Genomic DNA, 26149 nt, shown 5'->3' with positions numbered 1-26149 from the left:
TTATGGCTGTTACATTTCCTTTAGGGAGTCACAGGGATTTCAATAGAGAACGGTGCACGACTTTGATCAGGGTAAGAGAATATTTCCATTGTCAGATTTCCTTCGGCTGCGGCTGCATTTTTAATGAAAATCCTTGCTTCGGAGATCCCATTTTCACCTGAAGGACTCCAGCCTAACTCATTAATTTCGAATGGCTTTCCTTTACTGTCCTTGATATTGGTAAATGACAGAGCAGAAATGGAATCTTGAGCGTCTGCAATAGAAAACTCGATGACCAGATCTTTACCCTTTACCTTGCTATGCAGGAATTTCAAACTCGATGGGCCCCCTTGTATTTCACCTGAAGATGGATTGATACTGATAACCAATTCATCCTTATCCACCGCTGAAAGGCCAGACCCCTGCAGCGTCAGTTTTTTCGGAGTGGAGAAGTACATGCTTTCGAAAAAGACAGAACTTCCAGAGCCTCCGATGGAGGAGGAATCCGTTCGCCATGCTCGGCCTTGCTCATCTACCAACTGCAAATCACGAATTCCGAAGATTTTTTTGGTGTTGTTCCGATCATATTCGATATCAAGTACAAGGCGAGTGGGATACAGAACGGCCTGTTTTACATGAATACGCTGCCCGTCCACGGTCATTGTTTGGTTTACGGGAATGATTTTTTTCATGCCTTTCGTTAAGCTACGATCCACTGGAAAAGTGACCTTCCACTTGTAATTCGTTTCCTTATCTCGTTCCTTAAATACAACGGTCAGCTCTTGTGGCGGTAAAGATTCTATAAATGAGACATCGATTTTATCCTCATAAATGCCACTTTCTGGAGCCGGCTTAGGAGAGGAGTAGCTAAACGCAACAGGCAGCTTTTTTCCATCTCTATCAAGCAAATCGATATCATACATACCCTTGTCTGGATCTTTCATGCCTTTCATCGTGTAAAAAATAACCATGCGTGACTCATCCGTAATGATGCTGTCCACAGTCAAGGAAGCACCATCATGCTCATCGGTCACACCAACCTTCTGCAAGAGGGACTGATCGATAGCCATCATTAACCCCTTATCCTGGCGAATCATACTGACGATGCCCTCCATGCCTGGAAGTTGCTCCACAAAGGATGCAAAGGCGGGGGAGACGCGGATACATCCCGTAAACACGAGGATGATTGCGGCTGCAGATATGGAGCTCATAACCCAGCGCAGCCGGGACTTGCGCTTACGCGCAACCTGACGAATTCCGGTCTGTACAGCCTGATATGCTGCTGCATCCGGTACAGACATGGCGTCGTATTCTGTTTTACGATCATTCAGACGCTGCTCAAGGGTTTCAAATGACTTCATTTCATCGCTCATAATGTTACATCTCCTTTCGTTTCAAGCTGGTTCCGAAGTTGGCCGAGTGCCCGGTGCAGTCGGGATTTTACGGTTCCGGCCGGGATTTCGAGAATATCAGCGACTTCTGTTAAGGAGAAACCTTCGAAATAACTTAGAATAATAATCTGTTTGCAATCCCGATTCAGCGCAGAGACGGCTGTGGCCAGATCAGGGTCTGCGGGCCGGTCCCAGCTGCTGGGTTCATGAATTTCAGTAACGTGGCTGAACCGGCTCTTGCGTTTGCGTTCGTCCGCACAGTAGTTCAGCAGAATGCGGATCAGCCAAGTGGCGAAATAGGAGGGTTCTTTTAATTTCTTGAGCTTTCGATAAGCTCTATAGGTGGATTCCTGTATCGCTTCCAGCGCATCGCCCTCGTTGTGCAGATAGGCATAGGCGATCCGGTACAGTCGGCTCTGATGCATCTCCATTAAGGCTGCAAAAGCCTCGGCATCCCCTTTTTGTGCTGCGATGGTCAGTTGAGCAGGGGTCACATGGCTCCTCCTTTCATGGATGTTGTTGCGTATTAGACCGTGCAAAGGGCCAAACGGTTCTTGATTTTGGAAAAAAGTTATGTATACACTTACCGAAGACTACCAAAAAAAAGAAAATTGCGCAGAAACTGAAAACAACCGCCAAGCTCCCCCTTATGTTAGAGAGAGGAGTTCGGCGGCTGTTATCTTCATATGACTTGTTTAACCGTAGTGAGGTTAGTTTCTCCCGATTTCAATCTTCAGAATAAAGATGGAGTTGTTTCGCAGCTTCCAGACCAGGCACCGCGAAACTAGCGAGCGGCGATGGCAGATCATCCAGCGGGAACCAACCAATCTCACCAATCGCTCCGCCTTCTTCGCAGTTACGAGCAATACCGCCGATAACTCGAGTTGAGTAGAGGACGGAAATCCAATGTTCCTGTTGTTCAGGTCGGATCGTCTCTGCCGTGCAGAGCAGCTTGTCGATGACAATATCCAGATCTACTTCTTCCTTGATCTCCCGAATGACGGTCATTTCAATGGATTCGTATGGGTCCACTTTGCCCCCAGGGATACTCCAGGTGTACTGTTCAGGCTGACGATTTCGCCAAACCAAAAGGACTTCATTACGTTCGTTGAGGATGACCGCTCCGACACCAATCCGAGGTTGGACAGGAGAGTTCTCTGTACCTTTGGCGTTAAGTAAGGACAACGCAGATCCTTCGGCAGCGACCGATCGTGAGTCTGAATGATCTTCGTTCTGTTTAGCTCCTTGGGCATGAGTGGACTGAAACGCGAGCGGAAGTTTGGTCTGAGATGACCATTCTTCTGCAAGAATGCTCATCGAGATCAGATCATAATGCGTGCCATCCCGTAGAACGGCAGAACGCTGGCGGCCTTCCTCACGAAATCCTGCTTTCAGATAGGCGCGTCGGGCAGCCTCATTGTATTCAATTACTTCCAGCGCAATCCGGTTCAGATTCAATTCATGGAATCCATAACGAATAATCAGGGCGAGAGCATCACTGCCGTATCCTTTGCCCCTATCTTTGTCATCACCAATACCAATGGCCAGGCGTGCAGAGCGGTTATTCCACTCAATTCGGTAGAGGGCCGTGAATCCGATGAACCGATTGTCCTCGAGAGTACGCAGTGCAAATTCAAAGCCGTTGTCTCTGCGAACTGCGGATGACCCCGTCTCATCCGGCGTTAGCGGAACAGCAATATCGGTATCCAGATTACGCAAGTAATCATAACTGTCAGTAAAGCGGGAGAGCCGCATGCAGTCTTCTGGGCAAGGAGCGGCTAGCCGGACTTTGGAGCCTTGAAAAGCATTTAAATGACGTGGAGCCATGTTGCACCTCTTTTATTGGATATGAAATCATACATTTTATATCATTATACTACGAAACAGAGAGGATACCGAAAAAGGGCACAAGCAGGGGAGCATATCCTCCTGATTTGGGAAAAGAAAAGCGACGCTAATTGCGGTTAATATAGATCAATATAATTCAACATAGATCCTCTGGATATTTCCGAATATAGACAAAACAAAAAGCAGCCAAAGGGCTGCTCAACCATTCATTATTTCATATCCTGCAACAGGTTTTTCATTTTCTTGTAGTGCCCGCTGACCCGATCAACCATGTAGTTATACATAAGCTGATTCTCCGAAAGATTCGCCATTTCCTTGTCAATATCAACGTTATTGTTGTTATTATTCATGGAGGTTTCGTTGTTGTCGACAATCCGGTAGTTTACGATGGAGTCATTGGGGTTACTGACCGGAAAGTGTTTTTCATGAGTCCGCTTCATATCGAGCTGATCTGTTTTGCCATTCTCAATGATACGTCTGAGCTCTTCCTCAAACTCCACCGATTTCTTTTTGTAATTGGGTGTGTCTGCATTGGCAATATTTTCAGTGGTAACCTTGTGCTGCGCGTTCAGCGCTTGTAACAGAGATTCATTGCGTCTGGAAGTGTTCGTTTCAATCAACGGCTCAGTCTCCTTCAATGGAAATGCAATTGCTTTCATCATAAAAAAATGAGCTGCTGCCTGTCAAGTTAGGCAAAAGAAAAGGACAAGCGCATGCCGGAGGTTTCCATTACGAAATCCTGCTTCATGACATCTTATCCTTGTCCCAGTCCGTATGAATCAGTCCTCACGAATCAGCTATGAAGAAGGACGATTGATGTTTTTGCCATAATAAATCTCATCCATCTCCAACTTCAACCACTCCGTAATTTCCTGTTGCTCGGCCTTGCTCAGTTTATCTTTGGTATAACCAAACAGATAATTATCGAGATCGAATTCTTTCAATTTACACTTGGTGTGAAAAATGTTCTCCTGATAGACGTTCACGTCAATCATGTCGAAGCTGCCCTTGATCTCATCCGGAATGTAATTCTGGATTGAACCGATCTCATGATCAATGAACAGCTTGCGTCCACTCGTATCCCGTGTAAAACCACGTACCCGGTAGTCCATCGTCATGATATCCGTATCGAACGAGTGGATTAGATAGTTCAGTGCCTTTAGTGGTGAGATTTCACCACAGGTGGAGACGTCAATATCTGCCCGGAACGTACTGATGCCTTCGCTCGGGTGGAATTCGGGATACGTATGAACGGTAATATGGCTTTTGTCGAGCTGCATGACAACATTATCGGGTAGGGGGCCTGGAGATTCATCGAAGGATTCTTCGGGGATCTCCACAATGGGGCCTTCCGACACAAGCATCGTCACACTTGCACCCTGGGGAACATAGTCCTGTTGGGCGACATTCAGCACATGGGCACCGATAATGTCAGACACGTTATTCAGGATTTTGCTCAGCCGGGCCGCATTATATTGTTCATCAATATATTCAATGTAAGCTTCGCGTTCATCTTTGGTTTTCGTATAACAGATATCGTACATATTGAAACTCAGCGACTTGGTCAGGTTGTTGAATCCATGCAGTTGAATGCGCTGCTCTGGCGTTAATGTCATGGTTGCAGTTCCCCTTTGTCCCATACGACATGGTAATCGCAGTTTTACTACTACTTATACCCAACCTGCCGCCAAAAAAAACATATGTACTTCATTCTTTGCTACTCCAGTCGTGCACAGATCAGAATGAAGGATCTTCGTAATCCCCGACATCGTTCATCCGTTCATCTTCGGCGACCGATTGAATATCCTCCGAGGTAATGCTGATGATCGTATAATCTTCATTCTGCTGTTTTTTGACCGCTTTTTCCTTTATAAAACGGGGACTGCCATCCCCGGCATCTTCATCATACACGAGCAGAAGACCGTCGCTTTTGCGCAGCAGTAAGTCGTCTCGCGCAGTAAACTGCCAAGGGCCGATATACGGCTGACGACTAATCGCACCATAATAGTCCACACCTTGAAGAATGGAGCGATAATACTCCTGTTTGTCTTCCTTCCATTGTTCCTCGGGATTCTGAAAAGCGGTAATGATCGACAGCTTCAGATCCGGGAATGTCTTCTTCAGCTCAAGCACCACTTCACAGGCCCACAGGTCTACACCGTATTGGCCTGGTGTCAGCACCCACTCCAGCCCGTCTTCGACCAGAGGTGTAAGACGGGAGGAGATCGCCTTTTTGATGAAAGGAATTCCCTCATGCTTCTGTCCAAAAATCTGTAGTTCATGTGCACGATAACCGGTAATTAACACGTTTTTCAGCATCGGTTCCTCCTTTCAGGCGTGGTCAGGCCATCGGCCAGTTCCTGCACCGTGGCATGTCCAGTATCGGCTGAAGTCACTGAGTCAGCGATGCCTGTTCTTTGAATCATCCCGTTAGTTCGCTGATGGAGCATCCGTACGGAATGGATAGAGGAACTGTTTTGGAATATCCGTCTCAAATCTCATCAGCTCACCCGACGTTGGATGGATGAACGAGAGTACCCGTGCATGCAATCCGAGGCGACCCAGTGTTTTGGTATGAGCACCATATTTTTTGTCGCCTGCGATGGGATGGCCCAGATCTTCCATATGCACACGAATCTGATTTTTGCGTCCCGTTTCCAGACGGACCTCCAGCAGGGAGAATTCACGGTTCGATTGTAGACGTTTGTAGTGTGTAATGGCATGTTGTCCATCATTCGGGCGAGAACTGGAATACATTTTGAGCGTCTTGGTTTCTTTCAGCCAAGAGGAAATAGTGCCTTCTTCTTTTGCAACGGCGCCTTCAACAAGGGCAACATACACACGTTCCTGTACATTTTCTTTCCAGTTGTCCTGCAGCTTCTGCTGCACTTCTTCACTCTTCGCGAACATCATGACACCCGAAGTGTCGCGGTCCAGACGATGGACAATAAATATCCGGTTCAGGGCGTCGGTACGGCGAACATGCTCGGTCAGCTGGCGATAAGCGGTAAGATCATCACTCTTGTCAGCGGCAATGGATAACAGTCCAGCTTCCTTGCGAATGACAATGATATCATTGTCTTCATGCAAAATGTTAATGCCCGTCAGGGAAGGAGCGGCAACAGCGCCTTCTTTGCTGATCGTTACAATCTGCCCTGGCGTCAGCTCCAGATTAAACTTGGTCACCACTTTCTGATCAACGGATACTTGTCCGCGTCCCAAAATGGATTTGACGGCGTTCCGGCCGGACTTCAAATGTTTCAGCAAGAAGTTGAGCAGCTCATCCGGTTCGGTAACCTTGTACGGACGTGGTGGTTCTTGCTTGCGATAATAGGAATTGCCCGAACGTTTGGCTGCTTTGGGTTTGGGTGCTACGGCTTTCTTGGGAGCCGCGGAGGATTTGGATGCTACAGGCTTATTCGCCGCTCCTGTATTGCGTGATGTGGATGGTCCTGACGATTTGGCAGAAGTAAAAGTGGACCGACCGGACCGTGCTGTGGACGAACCTGCGGATGTTTTCCCCTTGGCCGATGTATTGCCTGTTGGGCGTTTACGTTTATTCATAAATAGTAATCTCCTTCTGAACAGCCTGTACCGCTTGTGTGCATACGATCCGTTCATTTCGTTATGCAGTCCAATATACCATTAACCGGGGGCAAATAAAAATAGGTGGAGGCAATCTGTTACCCATCCAATCCAAAGAGAGTCGAGATTCATAGAATAACGTATCCCATAGCATTGGAGGTGTTACTCATGGGTGTGTTTCTCGATATGAGAACTTCGATGAACTCGGGAACCGTAGGACAGCCCGGTTTGTCTCTAGGCCCATCGCCAGAAGCGTTTGGCTCCATTGGTCTGCAGACCCTTGGTGTCCCCAATCCCATTATCACCTTGAATGGCACGGTTGGCGTTACCGGAGAAGTGGGGGATACGTTTGTTGTTGAGCTTGTACGGGGCAGCGTTTACGATCCGTTCTATGTGATCTATCGCGCCGAAGGCACGGTAGGTCAGAACGGTGGCGCTGAATTTCATTCATTCACTGCACAGGATCTTTCCGCACCGCCTGCACTGGAAAGTGTGTATACTTCGTTTATTTCCGGCGTGTCCACATCGGTACGGACTGGCCCCGAGGTGTTCCATGGCATTGCAGCCACCAATTGGTTCCTATGAACAAAAGGTACAGCAGGAAGAGTGTTTACGTAAGCATCTGATGATTAGTAGAACAAAATCCCGGCTCCAAGGAGTCCGGGATTTTTGTTGTAGTATCTACTTTTACAGACTAGTTGGCGCGGCCTTTCAAAATAATGTTGTTGGCTTTGCCGAAGTCGATGGCGACTTTGCCTGCAAGTGCCGCTGTTCGTTCCGCAAGAACAACCGCGTTCACGCCACAGGAGAAAAGAGCTACATCGAAGGTATCCTGATTCGTTTGAATCCATTGCAGCGTTTCCTGCATCTGATCCCAGCTGTCGAACGGCAGCGCAGCTGTGATATCCAGATGGTAGGGCTCCTGAACGAGCATGGCTCGCAGCTGCTCAATCTCGCGGGTAACGAGCAGCACCCGCTTGCCGGCAAGCATATTCCAGAAGCGGGGCACCTGCGCGAGTTCCCGATTGACACAGGCATGGCAAGTTAGTGCCGGAGCGATGCCGAAATGTGCGAACACCGTATCGGTCAGCTGTCTTTTGAGATGCTCCGGCGCTTTGATGGTACTGTCCCCGTGAGGAAGAATACCTACGATATCTGCCCTTTGCAAGGAAGCGGCAACCTCGTCCCGAAGCTGCAGATTGGGTAGACGCAGTCCCTTTTGCCCCAGATTAGCCTTGATGGCCCATCGCTCCTGCAAAACCTGTTCCGTACTCCAGACCGTTTCCTGAGACATGACGATATTTTCTCCATCGCCCACACGGACCAGAGAGAAGGGACGCTTATCCCTCACGGCGGCTTCGAGTTGATCCAACACACCATCCATTTCAAGATAGATTGGACTCATTGTGGTATAAGGCCTCCTTTGAAAATTCAATTGCTCTATTCTATGTTGCGGCTTCGGCAACGTTTTGTGCGTTCGACCTGCAGGGCGCATCTTCGGTTATATATCAATCTACTTTCGGGACCGGAAAGTGTTGATGGGCTTATGTAAAAGCTGATTTATACAAAAACCCGTGCAAGTGTCCGGACCAGTTCTATTATTTTTTCATACGTTATAGAGTCGGCTGGATTGGAGAGAGCTTCTGTATAGCAGTTTCGGGCTGACGGAGGCATTTTTTGCGTGGGAAGGGCTGTAAAAACTATGAAAATAGTCTGACTGAATTGAAAGAAGTTCAACAAAAGATGAGGAGGAAGGGCATGTCCAGAAAAGTGGTTATTGAGATTAACTTCAACAATTACGGAATGGACCCACAGCGCTTGACAAGAGAGTGGCTGGAGCGACGAATGAGCATTTTTCGTACTTTCACTCTTCATTGTCTTAAGGCGCAGACCAATCAGGATTTTCTGACGGTGGTGAAGCTTTCCAAGGAATCAGGGGAATTGATGCAAGACATTTTAGCTGAACAGGAGCCGCTGCCTTCCAATATCCGGTTTGGAACAACCATAGAAAGTGTGCGGGCCATCTTGGCTTTTGCAGAAGGGGCGGAGGAGATCTATATGGCGCGTCTGGACTCGGATGATCTATATCACAGGACCTTTGTTCAGCAGCTCTATGACGTGCAGCCGCAGCCCGGAACGATAGCACTCATCAACCAGAATGGATACTTGTGGGACAGCGTGAATCATGAGATGGCTCCAGCATTTCACCGTTCCCCGCAGTTCTATGTTTACCTGTATAAAACGGCTGAGTACGCTGCGGGATACCGTGTGAAGCTGCCTGGCCGGGGAACACATGGCAATGTCATTGAGCTGCCGCATGAACTGCTGGCTCCGCGCAATTATGTAAATATAGTGCATTCCAACAATACATCCATTAAAAAAGTACCACCGAAAGACCGATTGAGCCGGGAAGAGATGGCTGCAGTATTACGCGAATTCATGATTTGAACAAGGAGGGATTCAACATGATTAAAGGACAAACAATTTTGATCACCGGAGGCACGGGCTCCTGGGGGCAGAAGCTGACCGAGGTACTGCTGGAACAGAATCCAGCCGAGATTCGGATTCTCTCGCGTAATGAGTACGCCCAGATAACGATGCAGCGAGATTTCGGTCATGATGCACGTTTGCGTTTTGTCATCGGAGATATTCGCGACTATCGGGCAGTGGAGGAAGCCTGTCGCGGGGTGGATGTACTCTTCCATCTGGCTGCACTGAAGCATGTTCCGGTATGCGAGGATCAGCCGGATGAAGCGTTCAAGACCAACGTCATCGGCACGCAGAACATTATTCGCGCTGCGATTCGCATGCAGGTTGCCAAAGTCATTGACGTCTCCACTGACAAGGCGGTAGATCCGATTAACGTTTACGGCATGACCAAGGCTTTGGGGGAAAAGATGATGATTCGTGCTAATGGGCTGAGCGAGTCCACCCGTTTTGTATGTATTCGCGGGGGCAATGTGCTCGGAACCAGCGGAAGTGTCGTTCCATTGTTCCGTCGACAGATTGATGAAGGCAAGAGCCTGACCATTACGGACAAAGGCATGACCCGCTTTTTCCTGACGCGGACGGAGGCCATTCATTTGTTGCTGAAGGCGGCTGAGGCAGCGGTGGGCGGCGAGACTTTTGTGATGAAAATGAAGGCCTGCAAAATGACGGATCTGGCTTCGGTCATGCTGGAGCAGGCAGGTCGTCCGGCTCACGACTATAAGGTAACCGGGATTCGACCGGGCGAAAAATTACATGAAGTACTCATTTCTCCATTCGAGGCACCACGTACCTACAAGGTTGACGAACAATATTATGTGATTTTGCCACAGGAACCGGACAAGCGCCTGACAGATCCGTATAGTGGGCTGCCTCGCGTGACGTTTTCCGAGTATCGTTCAGACAGCGCAATGATGAACCGTTCCGCTATTGCCCAGTTTTTACGTGCAGGCGGCTTTATTCATTAATAGAAGGGAGGCGGACCGTTTGGAGGTGGAAGGAATGGTAGAGAGCAGCAAGCATGAAGGAAATAAGGAAACACAGGAACGTACTACGCTTCAAAACCTAAACAACCGCTCCCTCAAAGCCGCCGTCATTGGTCTTGGGTATGTCGGGTTACCGATGGCGGTGGAGATGGCGCAGGCTGGGTATCAGGTGCAAGGAATTGACATCGATGGGGCGAAGGTGGCTAAACTACGTGCTGGGAAATCGTACGTAATCGGCATTGAGGATAAGGTTGTGCAATCCCTTGGGCAGGCTGGATTATTGATGGCGGGGACTGATTTCGCAGCGGTGGGTCAGGCGGATGTAATTGTTATTTGTGTGCCTACGCCTTTGACTGCGGAGCACCAGCCGGACATTTCATTTATCGCTGCAGCAGTGGATGGCATAACGCCTTATCTTCAGGAGGGCTGCCTTGTTATATTGGAAAGTACTACGTATCCCGGCACCACCGAGGAGCGTGTGAAGCACCCGATCGAAGCTGCAAAAGGGTGGAAAGTAGGACAGCAGTTCCATGTCTGTTATTCACCAGAACGAGTAGATCCCGGAAGTGTGCATTACGGGGTGAAAAATACACCGAAGATCATTGGCGGCTCCACGTCGTCCTGTCTATCTTATGGAAAGGCATTCTACGGTTCGTTCCTGAACGAAATCGTTCCCGTTAGTTCAACGACGGTGGCGGAGACGGCAAAGTTGTTCGAAAACACGTTTCGCAGCGTGAACATCGCGCTCGTGAATGAACTGACACCTGCCTGTGAGCAAATGGGCGTAAACATATGGGAGGTGCTGGACGCTGCAGCAACCAAGCCGTTCGGTTATATGCCGTTCTATCCGGGTCCGGGCATTGGTGGACACTGCATTCCAATTGACCCGATCTATCTGTCCTGGGCCGCAGGCCGTCAGGGATCAGAGCTGCAATTCATTTCGCTTGCGGATGCGACCAATCGGCAAATGCCGGAAAGAGTGGTGAAACGTGCTGCCGAGTTGCTCGAACAGAAAGGTTCATCGTTGCAAGGGGCCCGAATTGTATTGGCGGGTATGGCGTACAAAAAAGATATCGACGACTTGCGTGAATCGCCAGCGCTGGATGTCTATAGACTGCTTCATGAAGCAGGGGCAGACGTGGTCTTCACCGATCCTATGGTGCCTGTGTTCCGCAAGGATGATGGCACGATTGCCCAGGCTCAACCAGCATCACCAGCATTGTGGGCAGGGGCGGATCTGGTCATCATTACGACGGATCATACGGGCTTCAACTATCAGGAAATGGCGGATCATGCCAAGCTCATCTTCGACACACGCAATGCGACAGCCGGATGTGTAGGTGGAAACATAGTGGTGCTTGGACAGCCGATCCGACCGGAAGTAAACGTGGTGCAGGACGCCAAGAAAGAACATGAAATACAAATTCACGAGAACATGCGAGTGCCTCGGACGAAGGATGGGGAAAAGCGGGGACACACCGATCCTATCCAGTCAGACAGTAAGGCCAATGTTAAAGCACACATTGAACCGTCCATCGAACCAACCAACGAACACTCGCACGAAAATTCTGGAGGCAGCCATGGCGAATCATGACCGGGTCAACGAGCGTTATTATGGCGAGATCAATTCGGAAGAATCGCACGAAGCCACACGTACACGTGTGCACTGGATGTGCCGGGAAGCAACAGGCAAGCGAATTCTGGATATTGGATGCAGCCAGGGAGTCACCTCCATTTTGCTGGCGCGGGAAGGCTTTCGGGTGACCGGGATTGATCTGGAAGAAGAGAGTATACAATACGCCCGCGAGGAACTGGCGAAGGAGTCCAGACCCGTGCGGAACAATGTGGATTTTCGCCTGCTGGACATTACACAATGGAAAGCCAGAACCACCTTTGATACAGTGCTGCTGGGCGAAGTGCTGGAGCATTTTGCCCATCCGGAGACGTTATTGCTGCAAATTCACCGACTGCTGCAGGAGGAGGGAACCCTGGTTGTGACCGTGCCATATGGTTATCATCCCTTTTACGATCACAAGCAGACGTTCTATGCCGGGAATCTGGCGATGTGCTTGCTGCCGTATTTTGAAGTATTGAAGCTGGAAGTTCATCATAAATATCTATGTTGTGTGGCACGCAAAAGACGGAAAACACAGCTGTATATGTCACCAACCCTGAACCAACTGACGGAATGGATGGAGCTGGATCACGTACATTTTGCCGCTGTGGAGAAGAATCACCTTCGTCTGATGAATCTACGCAAGAAAGCGTTGGATAATGCGGTTGAACAGGTTAAACGTCTGCGACGTCAGGAGAACGGAGAAGGGTAACAGATAAGATTGAGAAGAAAAAAAGACCGCAATACGGGTAAGACAGGAAGGGGCTTAAACCGTGATCACCATCAGTCTGTGTATGATTGTGAAGAACGAACAACGCACGCTTGCGCGCTGTCTCGACTCGGTCGCCGGCATCGCGGACGAGATCGTGATTGTAGATACCGGTTCATCCGATCGTACCTTGGAGATCGCTGCGCAATATACCGACCGGGTCTACACGTGTGAGTGGAAAGATGATTTCGCCGCAGCGCGGAATTATTCATTCGACCAGGCCACACAGGAATATATCCTGTGGCTGGATGCAGATGATGTGCTGTTGCCCGCGGAACGGGCGAAACTGGAAAGGTTGAAGCAGCAGCTGCCGTCAGGCGGTGAGACGGCTGCTGTGATCTTGAGCTATACGCTGGCCGAGGGGCCGGAGGGAAGTCCGCTCGTGACGGACCGACGGTTGCGCCTCGTCAAGCGGGAGGCGGGGTGCCGCTGGCATGGTCGGCTGCACGAGCAGTTAGGCTTCCCGCAGAGCGGTGTCATTACGGCAGACATTGCCGTCACGCACCGCCGCGAAGCGGGCCATCATTCGGCGCGAAACGTGCGCATTCTGCGCAAATGGATCGCCGAAGAGGGCGCAGCCCAGGGACGCCTGCTGTTCTATTATGCAGGCGAATGTTACGACCGCCAGCGTTATGCGGCGGCGGCTCGGGCGTACGTAAAGCTGCTGCTGGAGCCGAGCGGCTATCGCGAGGATCGGCTCATCGCCTGCGCGCGGCTGGCGGAATGTTATGAGCGGCTGGGCGAGCCGGGTCGGAAGCTGGGTGCGCTGTTGCAATCATTTCAATTCGACCTACCGCATGCCGATTTCTGCTGCGCCATCGCTGCCTGCTTCCAGGAGGGGAAGGAGATTGTGTCCGCCATCTACTGGTATATGCAAGCGCTTGATGTCAGCAGCCGCGATCCGGGTCTGCGTCCCGTGCCTGCGGCATGCCGCACTTGGTTGCCCCACGCCCGGCTCTCCCTTTGTTACGCTCACATGGGAAACTGGGAGCACGCGCTTCTGCATAACAGCAAAGCAAGGGAGTATCTGCCGAATGACCCCAGTCTGATTGCCAATCGGCAGAAGATTGAAGCGATGGTGAGTAAGGGGAACAGTGGGCCGGAAGAGAAAGAGAAAGAGAAAGAGAAAGAGTAGTGTTGATCTGTTCGAGAGGTGGAATAAGAGTAGCCCCGCTTGCCGTGACAGTCGGCGAGCTGGGCTGCTTATTTGTGTTTTTATTTTTCTGGTGCTAGGCAGCGAACGTACTGGTCCTTCATACGCAGGCTTTGGCATGCCCAGCCCCGGCCGTCATAGATTTCATCATCGATGTTTAGCGTAATACTTTCATCTACATACTCATTCCAGTTTTCGATCCGGAGGGTATTATCATCTTCCCATTCCAGATGGTTATGTCCGTGGTATCCAGCGCGGTATATGGCCCTTACATTGGAATCATCAAGGGCGTTCGTTTTCTTCACCTCGACCCAGATTGTGACTCCACCTGCGCTCCACCTGCCGCTCCACCATAAGGTACGCCGTAAATCTCGGCGATATATTCTCCGTTCCGTGAAGGCATGGAGTAGCTCAGGTCACCTTGTTCGGATCGATCAAATGTGGAGAAGTAAGGGCGAAGCGTGAAGTAAAGGTATACGGCGGCGAACAGAACAAAAATCAATATCGAAAATGTAGTGAATATCGGGTGTCGGCGTATCCACGATTTTGGTGGTGAGATGTTTGAAGAGTCACTAGCATGTGCATGTTTCTTCATAATACGTTCAACCTCCTTTAGAGGTACGAATTTGATGTGTATTTAGGATCTTTTCTATAGTAAATCATTCATTGATGATAGCATATTGATGATTGAAATTAATAACAAATAAGTGGAATGATTCTAGTTGTAATGGGGAATTTGATCTTATTTAAAGTAGAATAATTTGTAAAGCTTTGATTAACTGGCTTTTGTTCCTGAAAGGTGCTGACAAATCAAATTGGGAGGTGCTACAAATGAATGAACCTACGTTGAAGAAAGCGATGGATACGCTGGAGTTTCTGAGTCAGGATCGTGAAGCACGTCGCTTGTATGAAGAACGGCAAAAGTATTTGCATGATGAAGCCTCAATGATTGAGTGGGCTACGGAAAAGGGCATTGCTAAAGGTATAGTGGAAGGCGAACAAAAGAAGGCGATTGAAATTGCAAAAAATATGCTTTCATTCGGCATCGAAGTTTCAGTCATTGCCAAAACAAGTGGTCTAACTGAGTCTGAAGTTGAGGCACTGAAAGATTAGCAAATGTACTTTAAATTGAAACAATCGTCTTGTCCCCAAAAGGCAGGCGGTTGTTTTTTAATTTGCCCTAGATCGTTTTACAGTAAAACGCGGTTGCTCATTCGGGTCTGGGCCGTTAAACTAAAGGGAGCGGCGTTTGCTTGACGGACAAGTCATGAGAACGCCATTTTGTTGTCAAGGATGCGGTATAAGCCGCTTTCGGATGTCAGAATCGGATCGGACCAAGCTGGTGGAAGAACACCGGTGATAAGTAAGGAGTCTTTACATGAGTGTGCAAACACCTACATTAGAAGAAGCGCAGGGTCTCTTGCAAAAATATTATGGCTACCCCGACTTCCGTGAGGGACAGAAAAAGATCGTAGCCAGCCTGCTCGAACGTGAAGATACGCTGGGGATTATGCCAACCGGGGGCGGGAAATCGATCTGTTATCAGATCCCCGCTTTGTTATATTCGGGATTGACGCTTGTCGTCTCCCCATTGATATCGCTTATGAAGGACCAGGTCGATGCACTGACCACGGCTGGTATTGCAGCCGCTTATATTAATAGTACGCTCAGCGGCAAAGAAGTGAATGATCGCATCCGCGCGGCGCAGCGCGGTGAGCTGAAGCTGCTCTACGTCGCGCCTGAGCGACTGGAGCTAGACTGGTTCCGAGAGGAGATGGGCTATTTGCCAATCTCTTGCGTTGCTGTGGATGAGGCCCACTGTGTGTCGCAGTGGGGGCATGATTTTCGGACAAGCTACCTGGCGGTAGCGCCGTTTGTGGACAGTTTGCCGGAGCGGCCTGTGGTTGCGGCCTTTACGGCTACAGCGACCCCCGAAGTCATGGGAGATATTCTGCGGCTGCTGCGTTTGCAGGACCCGCAGACGTATGTGACCGGACTTGGGCGGGATAATCTGGCGTTCAGCGTGCTGCGCGGTGAGAGCAAAAAGGACTTTGTCCTGAATTACGCGCGCGAGCACGCCAGCGAGCCGGGTATTGTGTACGCCGCGACCCGTAAGGACGTGGACGATTTACATCAGCGTTTGCTGCAGGCGGGATTGCCAGCAGGACGCTATCATGCCGGGATGACGGACGATGAACGGGCCCAGAGCCAGGAAGCTTTTTTGTACGATGATATCCGGGTGATGGTGGCGACAAATGCGTTCGGGATGGGGATTGATAAATCCAACGTACGTTACGTTATTCATAACAGCATGCCGAAGAACATGGAAGCCTATGTGCAGGAAGCCGGGCGTGCGGGACGGGACGGAGAGCCGAGCCAGTGCATTTTGTTATTCGGGGCACAGGACATTATAACCCAGAAGTTCCTGATCGAGCAGAACCCGATGGAGGGTGACCGCAAACAGAACGATTACCGGAAGCTGCAACAGATGGTGGACTACTGTTACACGACGCGTTGTCTACGCAGTGCACAGCTGGATTATTTCGGTGAGGTGCATGAGGACAAGCCGTGCGGTATTTGCAGTTCATGTACGGACGACCGTGAGTTGGTGGATATGACGATTGATGCGCAGAAAATATTCAGCTGCATTCACCGCATGCGTGAACGGTATGGTGTATCGCTGGTCGCTTCGGTGCTCAAAGGCTCCCGTGCCAAAAAAGTACTTGATTACGGCTTCAACTCCCTGCCAACGTACGGCGTGATGGGTAATCGTACGGAACGTGAAATCGCGGAGATCATCAACGTCATGGTATCGGAAGGCTATCTGATGCTGTCAGAGGGGCAGTATCCGGTTGTTCGTTTGCAGCCACTGGCGGTGGAAGTGCTCAAAGGTCAGCGTGAAGTGATGCAGCGGGTGGTGCGCAAGACGGCGGCGACGGCTTCGGGTACAAACTATGGCGGACGTCGTGGACGCGATGCAATGCCATCTGCGGTTAACGAGACGGTATTTGAGCAGCTGCGTCTAATCCGTCGTGATCTGGCGGCGAAAGAGCATGTTCCGTCGTACATTATTTTCAATGACGCGACCTTGCGCGAGATGAGTGTGGTATGCCCACAGACAGAACGTGACATGCTGGATATCAAAGGGGTCGGTGAGGTTAAGTATCGCAAGTACGGACTGCCTTTCCTTGAGTTTTTCCAGAAGCAAACGGGCGAAGAAGTGGATACGGATGATGACGCTTTTTATGAGTATGATTGAGTTGTTGGATTCGTGCTTTCGATTGTGCAAAGTCCAAGTTCAAGTGTTCAAATAGATGAGATAGATGTTTTTAGATTTAGTGATGCTTCGTCCATGATATGGGGAATCGTTCGTTACCGGTGTGGTTAGTGGGCAGTGCGTAGTGCATACAACGTGATTGAGGTTTACCACAGATGGAGCGCGAATGAGGACTTTTACAAGTTGAAGTTGGATGTGTCGTCTCTGAGGTGTGGACAAAATACAGTGAATTGTCTTTCATAAGGTGGACATTGGTCATAGGAATGGCAGACAGTAGCGTATACAGCATGTAGTTTGATTGTGTGTATCTCATACTGTATGTTGTGTTTTGGGTTTGGCGGGGTGGATATGTCTTTTTGAAAGGAGTGTCCACTCTTTGAAAGACAAAAGTTGGATATGTCCATGTGACATGGAATGGCTATCAAAAGAGGTTTGCATGAACAGCATCCGGGGCAGGATGGATGGCTGCGCAGCTTTCCTTTTACCAAAAATATGGTCTGGGTGTCCAGGCAAAGGTTGTGAACCATGAAAGTTATTCTCTCTACATTAAATGCAAAGTACATCCATACCTCGTTGGCCTTGCGGTGTCTGAAGGCGTACAGTGAGAAGGATTTTGATATTGAGCTGGCCGAGTACACGATCAAGGACCCTGTCATGAATATCGTATCCGATCTTTATCAGCGCGGTGCTGACATTATCGGGTTCTCGTGTTACATCTGGAACATTGAAGAGACGATCAAGGTCATTGATATTTTGAAAAAGGTTATGCCTGAGGTCAAAATTCTGCTGGGCGGGCCGGAAGTGTCCTACGACACGGAATATTGGATGAACCGGATTCCCAATGTCGATTTCATCGTGATGGGTGAAGGGGAAGAGACGCTGCATCAGCTTTTGACGGAGCTGGAGGGGGACAAGAAGTTCCACTTCGTATATGGACTGGCGTATCGCAAAGGGGAAGAAGTCATTCTCATGCCAGGACGACCGAAGGCGGATCTGAACGATTTGCCGTCGCCGCACCGTTTTGAAGAGGATATCCCGGAGCTGGGGAAACGTGTTGTTTATTTTGAGACCAGCCGTGGCTGTCCGTTCAGTTGTCAGTTCTGTCTGTCCAGTATTGAGGTCGGCGTGCGGTATTACGATATTGAGCGAACAAAGTCGGATATTCTGTACCTGATCGAGAAGGGCGCGAAGCTGATCAAGTTTGTGGACCGGACATTTAACATCAAGCGGGATTACGCGCTCGAAATGTTCAAATTCCTGATTGAGAATCATCAGGGGACGGTGTTCCAGTTTGAAATTACAGCGGATATTATGCGTCCCGAGGTACTGGACTATTTGGCAGAGAATGCTCCGCCGGGCACATTCCGGTTCGAGATTGGGGTTCAGTCTACCAATGATCCGACCAATGAACTGGTGAAACGTCGCCAGAACTTCTCGAAGCTGAGTCGTACCGTGAACAAGGTGAAAGCCAGCGGAAAAATCGACCAGCATCTGGATCTCATCGCCGGACTGCCGGAGGAAGATTACAATACGTTCCGTAAGACGTTTAACGATGTATTTGCCCTCGGGCCGGAAGAGCTTCAGCTTGGATTCCTCAAAATGCTTCGTGGTACCGGTCTGCGTCTGGATGCGGAGAAGTATAACTACACGTATATGGATCACGCGCCGTATGAGATTCTGGGCAGCGACGTGCTGCCGTTCAGCGACATCGTGCGCCTGAAGCGACTGGAGGATGTGCTGGAGAAATACTGGAACGCACACCGAATGGACCATACGCTGAAGTATCTGATGGAGCAGGAGTTCGATTCGCCATTTGATTTCTTCCAGGCGTTTGGGGATTATTGGGAGGGTCAGGGTTGGCAGAAGATCGGTCACCAGCTGGAGGATCTGTTCACCCGTTTGCACAGCTTCCTGGAGTCGCGCAACACACGGCACATGGATGTTGTGCTTGGCTTGATGAAGCTCGATTATTTCCTCGGTCACAAATACAAACCACGCAAAATCTGGTGGGAAGATCCGCTCCAGAAAGACCAGTGGGCGGGTTATATGAAAACGTTGGCTGAACGTCCGGAAGACGTTCGCCTGCCGCGCGTTGCCGGTGCCGCAGGCACGGCATGGCTGGAAAGCAGCGGCACGAGTGCGATTGCCGCTGCGGGAAGTTCGGCTGCTGCCGGAGAAGACTCTGCCGCAGAAGCGGCTGGTGTGATCGGCAGCGATGGCGCAGCGTCGCTCTCTGCAGGCGACGCATCAGGGTCCGCCGCGGATGGAGCGGCGGACACGGTGGACGGCAACGCTTCGCGTGCGTTGCCGATGACCTCGGCCATGACCGCACAGACGGTCATGGGTGCCCGTGCTTTCGCCGACCTCGGTCTCGGCGAAAAGGAACTGCAGAAGCACACCGTATTGGATGTGCTTCCGTTCCGGCTTGAGCGTGTGCTAGCTGGCGCCAGCCCGCTTGCCGCGAAAGGCCGGACGCTGCTGGTCGTAGTGTACCAGCAGCATGAAGGGCAGCAGGCGCAGTATTACACGCTGCCGCTGGGAGAAGAAGCCGCTGCCATGTAGGTGCAGCGGCATTGGGGAGCTGCATGGCCGATGGTTGCATGCAGTGGGGGATGCACCATGGCTTTGCCGTTCTGGTGCTATAACGGTGAGCACCGCGGTTATGGACGCGGTGCAATCCCGTGAGGTGCTGCCCATTGGGCGCAGCACCTCACCCTGACGCGGCTTGCTATTGCACAAGCCGCGCTCCGCTTCACCTTTTATCAAAACATATATGTTCCGAAAGCATCGGAAGGTCGTCTGATTCCCTAGTGGATGAAGAAGGGCCTTCCTTTTTTTTGAATTTGGTAAAAACATGACCTATCCAAACGAAGGAGAGTTTCCTATGAATAAATATGCTACTACTGAAAAGACGATTACCATAGCTAAAGGTTCCGCTGAGTTCCTGCGCATTCATATCCCGTGTAACCCTGCATATATTGAGCGGATTCGTCGGATTAAGGGCAGAACGTGGGAAGCCAAACAAAAAGTGTGGATCATCCCATACACCATAGCTGCTCTTCAGGAGTTCATGAATCAATTCGATCCAGATGACGTTCTGATTACCCCAGAGTTGTGGGTTGAAAATGAGATTTTACAGCAGTGGAAGGCTAGTAAGGCAAACCATCCATGGAGCAAAGAGCCGTTACAGAAGGCATTAAAGTTACGAGGATACAGCCGCAAAACGATTAAAGCATATTGTAATCAGGTTGAACGTTTTCTGAGTAGCTTTCCCCTTAATGATACCGATGTGACTACTTCCAAAATTCAGACGTATTGTTTAGGTATGCTTGAGCGAGGGATATCCCATTCAAGCGTGAATCAGACGATTAGCGCGCTCCGCTTCTATTGCAAGCATGTACTCCATCACCCTACGGAAATCCAGTATATTCGTCCCAAGAAGCAGACCAAGCTTCCGCAAGTATTGTCGGAAAAGGAAGTCGCTCAATTGCTCAAATCCGTAACCAACCCTAAACATAAGGCCATATTGTTTCTAACCTATTCTTCTGGACTTCGTGTAAGTGAAGTTGTACGTTTGCGGTGCAGCGATCTTGATATTGAAAGGCAAACACTCATCGTGAGACAGGGGAAGGGGCAAAAGGATCGGAGAACGATCCTATCGAGTCTAGCGTGGGATATGGTGCAGAAATATGTCACTGAATATAGACCAACCCGTTGGCTCTTTCCAGGGCAATCTTCTGATCGGCATCTTACGGAGCGGAGTGTGCAGAATGTTTTTGAAGAAGCCAGACAACGTGCAGACATTGTGAAAAAGGTTAGTATTGATGTCTTGAGGCACTCTTTTGCTACTCATTTGTCGGAAAACGGAACAGACCTGCGCTATATTCAGGAACTACTTGGTCACACGAGTGCACGAACAACACAGCGATATACGCATGTTAGTACGAAAAATATTCAGCGTATTCAGAGCCCGTTGGGTCGTTTGGATTTGGGAAATTGAGTGCTTTAATAAATTTACCTTTTTCACCAAATTCTTCTTCGCAAATAACACTGCTTAGGTTATCATATACGTAGTTCAGCTGTGGTATTTACGAAGTACATAAATTAGATGGTTATCGGAAATCGGAAAAATAAAAAATTGATATAGGAGAACTGATGAAGAAATATTCTATTGCAATATCTATACTACTTGTAATGATTATTGTTGCTATTAGTATTCTGTATTATCAAGATGACAAATTGAACGAGGTTAAATCCGATATGGGCTCTAGAATGATAGTGAGTAATATCATTCAACTCGAAGGTGCAATTATGTTTCAAATGCAAAATAATTGGAACGATCCTAATAATGTAATTGAGAAAGTAGAGGATGTAATTGAAGGATTATACATGACTAGAAGTGTAGTTGATCAATTCAATAAATTATCAAGTGAAGATGATGAGGTACTAATGAGATTAATTCGATTTTATGAGAGATTCCCCTCTTACTCAGGCTTTCCCAATTATTCGATCAATGAAAAAGAAATAAAAGCTTTTGAAAAATTACGTGAGAATCTCAGAGATGTTGCTTGGGGAATGAATATTAGTTATTCGAGTAGTTGGTATGAATTAATAGAAAAAGCAAAAAAATTAATGAGTATGTAATTCAAAGTAGTGCCGACATTCGATAACACCACTTTCACGCATCTGGGATGCGCCCTCGGTCCCAGATGCGGATTCAGGGAAGCTGTTGCTGTGGGCACACTCGACTTCGTCGAGCGTCGTGAATATACGAAACTTATCAGAAAGCCTTGCAAACAGACAGTAACATTAATTGAGAGAGGTATTCAATGAAGTCAGAGCAAATTTCAATGTTAACTTCCTTGTTAAGTACATTGGTAGGAACAAGTGCAACAATTATTGGTTTTATTTTTGTGGTATATACTTTTGTAATGGTCAACAGAAAAAACTCCAGGTCTGATAAGAAAGAAAAAAAAGACGAAGGATATATAATGTTTGTCACACTTTTCAATCTAACTGTTCCACTTTTACTTGCTCTGTATTTTTTGAATTTATTTACTTTTAGTTTTATAAATATTTCTAATAAGGGAGTTATTGGACTTAATTATCTTTCATTAATTTATTTAGTGTTTATAGCGCTTAGTGTAGTAATAGTTAACGGTATACTATGTTTCGGGTTCAGAAAATATGTTCTAGTAAAAATAATTAGTTTATTAGTGATTATAATTACTGTTTCGCTAATTATTGTTAATGTATTTGTATTAGGTATTTTTAAGATTGGTCTACCTTTTCTAATAATTCTCATGATCTTCATTATGGATGTAACATTATTACAAATATGGGCTTTCTTAATAATAAAGGACTCTTATAGATTGGACCAAGAAATTTAGGGCTGAACTTGGGTTTAACTTGGAAGGCAAGACCTTCTGATAACAATGAATTCCTACATCGTCGCTAAGCTCCTTGGTCACCAAGATGGAGATTCAAGAAGTTATTCAGGCGACACATTCAATCAGCTAAGTCTGACGACCCGTTCCCTATGATCACTTAAGCTGTTTGAACGTCAGGAATGCGAAACGTTAAGTGAAATTCCAGTGAGAGCTATAGGCTTGTGAAGTGGTATAATATAACCATTAAAATAGAGGAGGGACAATGATGAAATGGCAAGAAGTTCAACAGATTTTTCCAAATCAATTCGTAAAATTTGAAGTTCTTCATTCTGAAGAAACAGACAATCAAGAGATCATTGATGATGTGGCCGTGATTGGCCCGATCAGTGATGAAGAAGCGACTCGCGAACTATTGAACAGTAGGGACAAGACTCTGGTTTACCATACTTCCAAAGATCGAATCGTTGTGAAGGTACGGAAAAATATAGGATTAAGGAGAAATCTTTAAATGAATATTGAATATAGAGATGGGCTGTTATTCACGGAAATAACAGTCCATTTCAATGAGCAGAAGAAAGTGATATCAAACATCGTGATCGATACAGGAGCCAGTCATAGCTTGATTTCACAAGATGAAGTGGATGAGATTGGGATACTAGTGAGTATGGAAGATGAAATTATAACTAGCTACGGAATCGGAGGTAAAGAGCATGCCTTCAGTAAGCGAATCGACGGTATACAGGTAGGGGATTTCATTTTAAAGGATGTATACATAGACTTTACTTCATTTAAATATCACAACATTAACGGACTTTTGGGACTGGATGTACTGATGGAAGGGAAATTTAATATTGATCTAAAGAAATTTAAATTACTTCGTTCATAAGAGATAAAAGACGCAAGAGGATTGAGTGGTGATTCGAGGAAGACTGAAACATCACTTAACATAATATTCAAGCAGCGGCTCCTTTGGAGCCTTGGTCTGCACGATGGATTTCGAGGAGGGATTTCAACAGACAACCCCTTTGGGGTTCATGAATACAGGAACGTTATAGGAAATCAGAAAACACATAAAGAAAACTTATTTTATTCAAGATTTTTTAAGGGAAGTGATTGAGTGAATAAAGACATTCTACTTGAGTGGGACAGTAAGCATAGTGCGATGAAGAACACGAAAGAAAACTATTGGAAAACCTATAGGAAGATGCGTGACGAGAACAAAAGCGATTATCATGATACTTTCATGGGCAAATTATATGATGAATTTATAAGCGTTGAAGAGCGAGCCATATACCTAAAATATAGTTTTAATACAACAGAAGCCGTAGTATTTTGCTCGATTAATATTTTTTACATAGAAGAGCACATAGGAACTTATGATATAGAGTTCTTTTTGAATGGTGAGATTGCTGATGATTATCTGGATTTTGGAGACGCATTACTTAAAGATCGGATCATTAAAGTAAAGCATAATTTGAAGACTGCAAGAAGTGCTATAAAACTAGGAATTGAAGTATCAGATATTTCGAAAATCACAGAAATTCCACTCAAATATATAGAAATATTAAAAGAAAAATATAGTTGATATAAAGGGAATGTTACAAGAGGGATAAGCAATTCAAAGAAGCTGCTGACATCCTATAACATAATATTCACGCTGCGGACATTCGTCCTTGGTCCGGCATTCGCCGGACACCCGACATACGTCGGGTCGTGAATAAAGGAACGTTAGGCGAAATTAATTCAAGGAGGAAATATATGAATAAATTTGGTTATCAGACTAATTGGGATAGGCTAACAAATAAAGTTGAATATTTAGAAAAGAGTACCTATGAAACAGTTAAACACGCGTATGAGAACTTACTGAGGTTTATATGGTTTGAAGAAAAGTTTAGAGTTCTTCTAGACAATTTTTATGAATTTGAAAAAGATATCTATGATATATATCAAAACTGTGTCTCGGTCAGCATAGTGAAGAATCAAATTGAAATGGGACAGGAAGGAATAAATCTGTTAAATAGGCGACTTCTCAATTTTACAGCAAGTGCAAGAATGTACATTGATGAGATTGAATATGATACTACAAAAATATTTAAGAACTCAACAAATGTAGAAATAAATAAAAATTTAAAAAAGTTTAAAAGTCAGAAGTATGATAGCAATGTAAGCTATCAATTGCTCGAACTAATTAGAAACATATGCCAACACAAAGGTCTTTTAATAAGAGGGATAACTTTAGTTGAACCTTTAACAGGGGAAAGTAGTATCACACCAATATTTGTGAATATACGATATAGCGATTTAAAGCAAAATGATAATTTTAAAAATAAAATTAAGAATAAAGAGGTTTTAGAAAGGTTTAATAGTAATGACTTAAACATAGTGCATCACATTAGGTCGTATATCAAAGATTTATTTTCTATACATGAGCATTACCGTGAACTGATGTCTTCTGATATTGAATTGCGTGTGAATACAATTAAAGATCAATTAAAGCAGATTGAAGCAATAAAACTTAGCTTTGAAGAAGTTGCCTTCTTTGAATCAAATGAAGATTTTTCAAATTATAAAGGTATTTTAATCGACAAACGTTATATTGAAAAATATGAGACGAGTTTATCAAAAAACAAATTGAGTTTTGATAAATATTTTCTGAATAAAGATACTGCTCCATTTAGAATAATAAATGAATCATTTACTAGTAATACTGATATTAATTTGAATATGATTTATTAATCTGAAATTAACTTCGCCTAACATAATATTCACGCGGCGATCATTCGCTCTTGGTCCGACATGCGTCGGACACCCGGCAGATGCCGGGTCGTGAATACAGGAACGTTATGCGAAAGACTGTGAAACACCAGAAAGGAAAGTGAAAATGAATAATGACGAACTACAAAATGAAACAATAAATGATGCCATGTATAAGGAATTAATACACTCTAGCTTAGACGTAGCTATGGATTATGGCGAACTAGCTGTGGATTCAATCTTGAACTATGATGTCATCAGCGAATTACCTATTGTGAAGAGTATAGTAGCTTTGGGGAGAATCGGTCTTTCTATAAAAGAAAAACACTTCACTAAAAAGGTTCTTTGTTTCTTAAAGGAGTTTCATTCAAAAAGTTCCTCCGAAAATATTATGGAGTTTAAAAATAAGCTTAATACTGATCAGATGTTTAAAGACAAAGTAACTGAACAAATTATATTGGTCATTGATAGACTGAAAACAGAACAACGTGCTGTTCTGTTTGCTAAATTGCTTATAGATCTTATACAAGAGAAATATGATTGGGAGACCTTTTGTTATTTCTCAGAATTTTTAGATTTAATACAACTTATTGATATAGCTGTTCTTAGTGATTTGTTTATTAAAAGTTCTAATGAGATCGATAATAATGCTGTAACTACATTTGATAGATATATGATGTTGGCTTCTATTGAAAGGCTAAAGTTATATGGATTTGTTGTTGTGAAAGATTTGGCTTTTATTGGTCCATCGGATGAATTCAAAAAGCAAGCTTACATCAGTAGCTTAGGAACAGTCTTTTACAATGCAATAAAAGTATAGAAAAATCTGAGGAGCACGTTCCTTCGCATAACATAATATTCAAGCTGTGGCTCCGTTGGAGCCTTGGTCTGCTGGATGCATTTAGAGGAGGAATT

Annotated in this window: 26 protein-coding genes and 2 pseudogenes; 17 read left to right on the top strand and 11 right to left on the bottom strand. The window is 46.6% G+C overall.

The features are described 5' to 3' along the window. Positions 1-20: 20 nt before the first annotated feature. From ACR1R9_RS19805 to ACR1R9_RS19770, 8 genes and pseudogenes are all read right to left on the bottom strand, one after another. On the bottom strand, positions 21-1352 hold the full coding sequence (locus ACR1R9_RS19805) for a DUF4179 domain-containing protein (protein WP_433922909.1): 1332 nt from the start codon (positions 1350-1352) through the stop codon (positions 21-23). Beyond that, positions 1349-1864, bottom strand: coding sequence for an RNA polymerase sigma factor (locus ACR1R9_RS19800; protein ID WP_433922910.1), 516 nt, complete (start codon positions 1862-1864; stop codon positions 1349-1351). The genes ACR1R9_RS19805 and ACR1R9_RS19800 overlap by 4 nt, the downstream gene beginning before the upstream one ends. 232 nt (positions 1865-2096) lie before the next feature. Beyond that, positions 2097-2504, bottom strand: a complete 408-nt coding sequence (locus ACR1R9_RS19795) for an NUDIX domain-containing protein (protein WP_433923682.1) — start codon at positions 2502-2504, stop codon at positions 2097-2099. A gap of 201 nt (positions 2505-2705) precedes the next feature. Beyond that, positions 2706-3197 (bottom strand): annotated as a pseudogene (locus ACR1R9_RS19790) (GNAT family N-acetyltransferase); the annotation flags it as partial. Between the two features lie 230 nt (positions 3198-3427). Beyond that, the gene (gene flgB / locus ACR1R9_RS19785) at positions 3428-3880 is read right to left on the bottom strand and encodes a flagellar basal body rod protein FlgB (RefSeq protein ID WP_433922911.1); all 453 of its coding nucleotides are present in this window, start codon (positions 3878-3880) and stop codon (positions 3428-3430) included. A gap of 135 nt (positions 3881-4015) precedes the next feature. Next, on the bottom strand, positions 4016-4834 hold the full coding sequence (speD, locus tag ACR1R9_RS19780) for an adenosylmethionine decarboxylase (RefSeq protein WP_433922912.1): 819 nt from the start codon (positions 4832-4834) through the stop codon (positions 4016-4018). Positions 4835-4955: 121 nt separating this feature from the next. Next, complete coding sequence (locus ACR1R9_RS19775; protein ID WP_179087229.1) at positions 4956-5537, bottom strand: DUF1273 domain-containing protein; 582 nt, start codon at positions 5535-5537, stop codon at positions 4956-4958. A gap of 111 nt (positions 5538-5648) precedes the next feature. After that, entirely contained in the window at positions 5649-6782 is a 1134-nt protein-coding gene (locus ACR1R9_RS19770) for an RluA family pseudouridine synthase (protein WP_433922913.1), read from the bottom strand. Positions 6783-6971: 189 nt separating this feature from the next. On the opposite strand from ACR1R9_RS19770, the gene ACR1R9_RS19765 reads away from it, so the two are divergent. Next, entirely contained in the window at positions 6972-7388 is a 417-nt protein-coding gene (locus ACR1R9_RS19765) for a hypothetical protein (RefSeq protein ID WP_076291779.1), read from the top strand. A 109-nt stretch (positions 7389-7497) separates the two neighbouring features. On the opposite strand, the gene ACR1R9_RS19760 is transcribed toward ACR1R9_RS19765, so the two are convergent. Next, positions 7498-8208: a GT-D fold domain-containing glycosyltransferase gene (locus tag ACR1R9_RS19760; protein WP_175383784.1), complete on the bottom strand. Its 711-nt coding sequence runs from the start codon at positions 8206-8208 to the stop codon at positions 7498-7500. A 353-nt stretch (positions 8209-8561) separates the two neighbouring features. Here ACR1R9_RS19760 and ACR1R9_RS19755 point away from each other — a divergent pair, with 353 nt between their 5' ends. The 5 genes from ACR1R9_RS19755 to ACR1R9_RS19735 all read left to right on the top strand — a co-directional run bounded on the left by ACR1R9_RS19755 (position 8562) and on the right by ACR1R9_RS19735 (position 13795). Beyond that, the gene (locus tag ACR1R9_RS19755) at positions 8562-9251 is read left to right on the top strand and encodes a glycosyltransferase (RefSeq protein WP_310852291.1); all 690 of its coding nucleotides are present in this window, start codon (positions 8562-8564) and stop codon (positions 9249-9251) included. 17 nt (positions 9252-9268) lie between these two features. Next, positions 9269-10258, top strand: a complete 990-nt coding sequence (locus tag ACR1R9_RS19750) for a polysaccharide biosynthesis protein (RefSeq protein WP_076291782.1) — start codon at positions 9269-9271, stop codon at positions 10256-10258. A 25-nt stretch (positions 10259-10283) separates the two neighbouring features. Next, positions 10284-11870 carry a nucleotide sugar dehydrogenase gene (locus ACR1R9_RS19745; RefSeq protein ID WP_433923683.1) on the top strand — a complete coding sequence of 529 codons (1587 nt, stop codon included), beginning with the start codon at positions 10284-10286 and terminating at the stop codon, positions 11868-11870. Further along, complete coding sequence (locus tag ACR1R9_RS19740) at positions 11857-12603, top strand: class I SAM-dependent methyltransferase (RefSeq protein ID WP_076291783.1); 747 nt, start codon at positions 11857-11859, stop codon at positions 12601-12603. The genes ACR1R9_RS19745 and ACR1R9_RS19740 overlap by 14 nt, the downstream gene beginning before the upstream one ends. A 61-nt stretch (positions 12604-12664) precedes the next feature. After that, positions 12665-13795 carry a glycosyltransferase gene (locus tag ACR1R9_RS19735; protein ID WP_433922914.1) on the top strand — a complete coding sequence of 377 codons (1131 nt, stop codon included), beginning with the start codon at positions 12665-12667 and terminating at the stop codon, positions 13793-13795. Positions 13796-13875: 80 nt separating this feature from the next. On the opposite strand, the gene ACR1R9_RS19730 is transcribed toward ACR1R9_RS19735, so the two are convergent. Together ACR1R9_RS19730 and ACR1R9_RS19725 are read right to left on the bottom strand one after the other, a co-directional pair. Further along, entirely contained in the window at positions 13876-14118 is a 243-nt protein-coding gene (locus ACR1R9_RS19730) for a hypothetical protein (protein ID WP_433922915.1), read from the bottom strand. Further along, entirely contained in the window at positions 14115-14408 is a 294-nt protein-coding gene (locus ACR1R9_RS19725) for a hypothetical protein (RefSeq protein ID WP_433922916.1), read from the bottom strand. Before ACR1R9_RS19725 ends, ACR1R9_RS19730 begins: the two co-directional genes overlap by 4 nt. A gap of 176 nt (positions 14409-14584) precedes the next feature. Between ACR1R9_RS19725 and ACR1R9_RS19720 the strand changes: the two are divergent. The 11 genes and pseudogenes from ACR1R9_RS19720 to ACR1R9_RS19670 form a co-directional block, all read left to right on the top strand. Beyond that, positions 14585-14926: pseudogene (locus tag ACR1R9_RS19720) on the top strand (Rpn family recombination-promoting nuclease/putative transposase); the annotation flags it as partial. A 265-nt stretch (positions 14927-15191) separates the two neighbouring features. After that, positions 15192-17072 carry a DNA helicase RecQ gene (gene recQ / locus ACR1R9_RS19715; protein WP_076291785.1) on the top strand — a complete coding sequence of 627 codons (1881 nt, stop codon included), beginning with the start codon at positions 15192-15194 and terminating at the stop codon, positions 17070-17072. A gap of 543 nt (positions 17073-17615) precedes the next feature. Beyond that, a complete protein-coding gene (locus tag ACR1R9_RS19710; protein ID WP_076291786.1) occupies positions 17616-19652 on the top strand; it encodes a B12-binding domain-containing radical SAM protein in 2037 nt (678 codons plus the stop codon). Between the two features lie 322 nt (positions 19653-19974). Then, positions 19975-21090 (top strand): tyrosine-type recombinase/integrase, encoded by a 1116-nt coding sequence (locus ACR1R9_RS19705; protein ID WP_433922917.1) that lies wholly within the window; start codon positions 19975-19977, stop codon positions 21088-21090. A gap of 155 nt (positions 21091-21245) precedes the next feature. Further along, positions 21246-21734, top strand: coding sequence for a hypothetical protein (locus ACR1R9_RS19700; RefSeq protein WP_433922918.1), 489 nt, complete (start codon positions 21246-21248; stop codon positions 21732-21734). Between the two features lie 185 nt (positions 21735-21919). Then, positions 21920-22480, top strand: a complete 561-nt coding sequence (locus tag ACR1R9_RS19695; RefSeq protein ID WP_433922919.1) for a hypothetical protein — start codon at positions 21920-21922, stop codon at positions 22478-22480. A gap of 265 nt (positions 22481-22745) precedes the next feature. Further along, a complete protein-coding gene (locus ACR1R9_RS19690) occupies positions 22746-22988 on the top strand; it encodes a hypothetical protein (protein ID WP_056700840.1) in 243 nt (80 codons plus the stop codon). After that, positions 22989-23366, top strand: coding sequence for a retropepsin-like aspartic protease (locus ACR1R9_RS19685; protein ID WP_056700842.1), 378 nt, complete (start codon positions 22989-22991; stop codon positions 23364-23366). It begins immediately after the preceding gene. 231 nt (positions 23367-23597) lie between these two features. Then, positions 23598-24065, top strand: a complete 468-nt coding sequence (locus ACR1R9_RS19680; RefSeq protein ID WP_433922920.1) for a hypothetical protein — start codon at positions 23598-23600, stop codon at positions 24063-24065. 173 nt (positions 24066-24238) lie between these two features. After that, a complete protein-coding gene (locus ACR1R9_RS19675; protein ID WP_433922921.1) occupies positions 24239-25216 on the top strand; it encodes a hypothetical protein in 978 nt (325 codons plus the stop codon). A 145-nt stretch (positions 25217-25361) separates the two neighbouring features. Beyond that, the gene (locus ACR1R9_RS19670; RefSeq protein WP_433922922.1) at positions 25362-26054 is read left to right on the top strand and encodes a hypothetical protein; all 693 of its coding nucleotides are present in this window, start codon (positions 25362-25364) and stop codon (positions 26052-26054) included. Positions 26055-26149 lie beyond the last annotated feature (95 nt).

The sequence above is a fragment of the Paenibacillus taichungensis genome (assembly GCF_050994985.1).
GTDB classification, from domain to species: domain Bacteria; phylum Bacillota; class Bacilli; order Paenibacillales; family Paenibacillaceae; genus Paenibacillus; species Paenibacillus taichungensis.
Note: the sequence above shows the minus strand (reverse complement) of the source record. Positions and strands in the feature narration are given on the sequence as shown.

Coding starts and splice junctions, on each gene's coding strand:
- ACR1R9_RS19805 (WP_433922909.1), bottom strand. CDS start 1,352: ATGAGCGATGAAATGAAGTCATTTGAAACCCTTGAGCAGCGTCTGAAT.
- flgB (WP_433922911.1), bottom strand. CDS start 3,880: ATGATGAAAGCAATTGCATTTCCATTGAAGGAGACTGAGCCGTTGATT.
- speD (WP_433922912.1), bottom strand. CDS start 4,834: ATGACATTAACGCCAGAGCAGCGCATTCAACTGCATGGATTCAACAAC.
- ACR1R9_RS19775 (WP_179087229.1), bottom strand. CDS start 5,537: ATGCTGAAAAACGTGTTAATTACCGGTTATCGTGCACATGAACTACAG.
- ACR1R9_RS19770 (WP_433922913.1), bottom strand. CDS start 6,782: ATGAATAAACGTAAACGCCCAACAGGCAATACATCGGCCAAGGGGAAA.
- ACR1R9_RS19765 (WP_076291779.1), top strand. CDS start 6,972: ATGGGTGTGTTTCTCGATATGAGAACTTCGATGAACTCGGGAACCGTA.
- ACR1R9_RS19760 (WP_175383784.1), bottom strand. CDS start 8,208: ATGAGTCCAATCTATCTTGAAATGGATGGTGTGTTGGATCAACTCGAA.
- ACR1R9_RS19755 (WP_310852291.1), top strand. CDS start 8,562: ATGTCCAGAAAAGTGGTTATTGAGATTAACTTCAACAATTACGGAATG.
- ACR1R9_RS19750 (WP_076291782.1), top strand. CDS start 9,269: ATGATTAAAGGACAAACAATTTTGATCACCGGAGGCACGGGCTCCTGG.
- ACR1R9_RS19740 (WP_076291783.1), top strand. CDS start 11,857: ATGGCGAATCATGACCGGGTCAACGAGCGTTATTATGGCGAGATCAAT.
- ACR1R9_RS19725 (WP_433922916.1), bottom strand. CDS start 14,408: ATGAAGAAACATGCACATGCTAGTGACTCTTCAAACATCTCACCACCA.
- recQ (WP_076291785.1), top strand. CDS start 15,192: ATGAGTGTGCAAACACCTACATTAGAAGAAGCGCAGGGTCTCTTGCAA.
- ACR1R9_RS19710 (WP_076291786.1), top strand. CDS start 17,616: ATGAAAGTTATTCTCTCTACATTAAATGCAAAGTACATCCATACCTCG.
- ACR1R9_RS19705 (WP_433922917.1), top strand. CDS start 19,975: ATGAATAAATATGCTACTACTGAAAAGACGATTACCATAGCTAAAGGT.
- ACR1R9_RS19700 (WP_433922918.1), top strand. CDS start 21,246: ATGAAGAAATATTCTATTGCAATATCTATACTACTTGTAATGATTATT.
- ACR1R9_RS19695 (WP_433922919.1), top strand. CDS start 21,920: ATGAAGTCAGAGCAAATTTCAATGTTAACTTCCTTGTTAAGTACATTG.
- ACR1R9_RS19690 (WP_056700840.1), top strand. CDS start 22,746: ATGAAATGGCAAGAAGTTCAACAGATTTTTCCAAATCAATTCGTAAAA.
- ACR1R9_RS19685 (WP_056700842.1), top strand. CDS start 22,989: ATGAATATTGAATATAGAGATGGGCTGTTATTCACGGAAATAACAGTC.
- ACR1R9_RS19675 (WP_433922921.1), top strand. CDS start 24,239: ATGAATAAATTTGGTTATCAGACTAATTGGGATAGGCTAACAAATAAA.
- ACR1R9_RS19670 (WP_433922922.1), top strand. CDS start 25,362: ATGAATAATGACGAACTACAAAATGAAACAATAAATGATGCCATGTAT.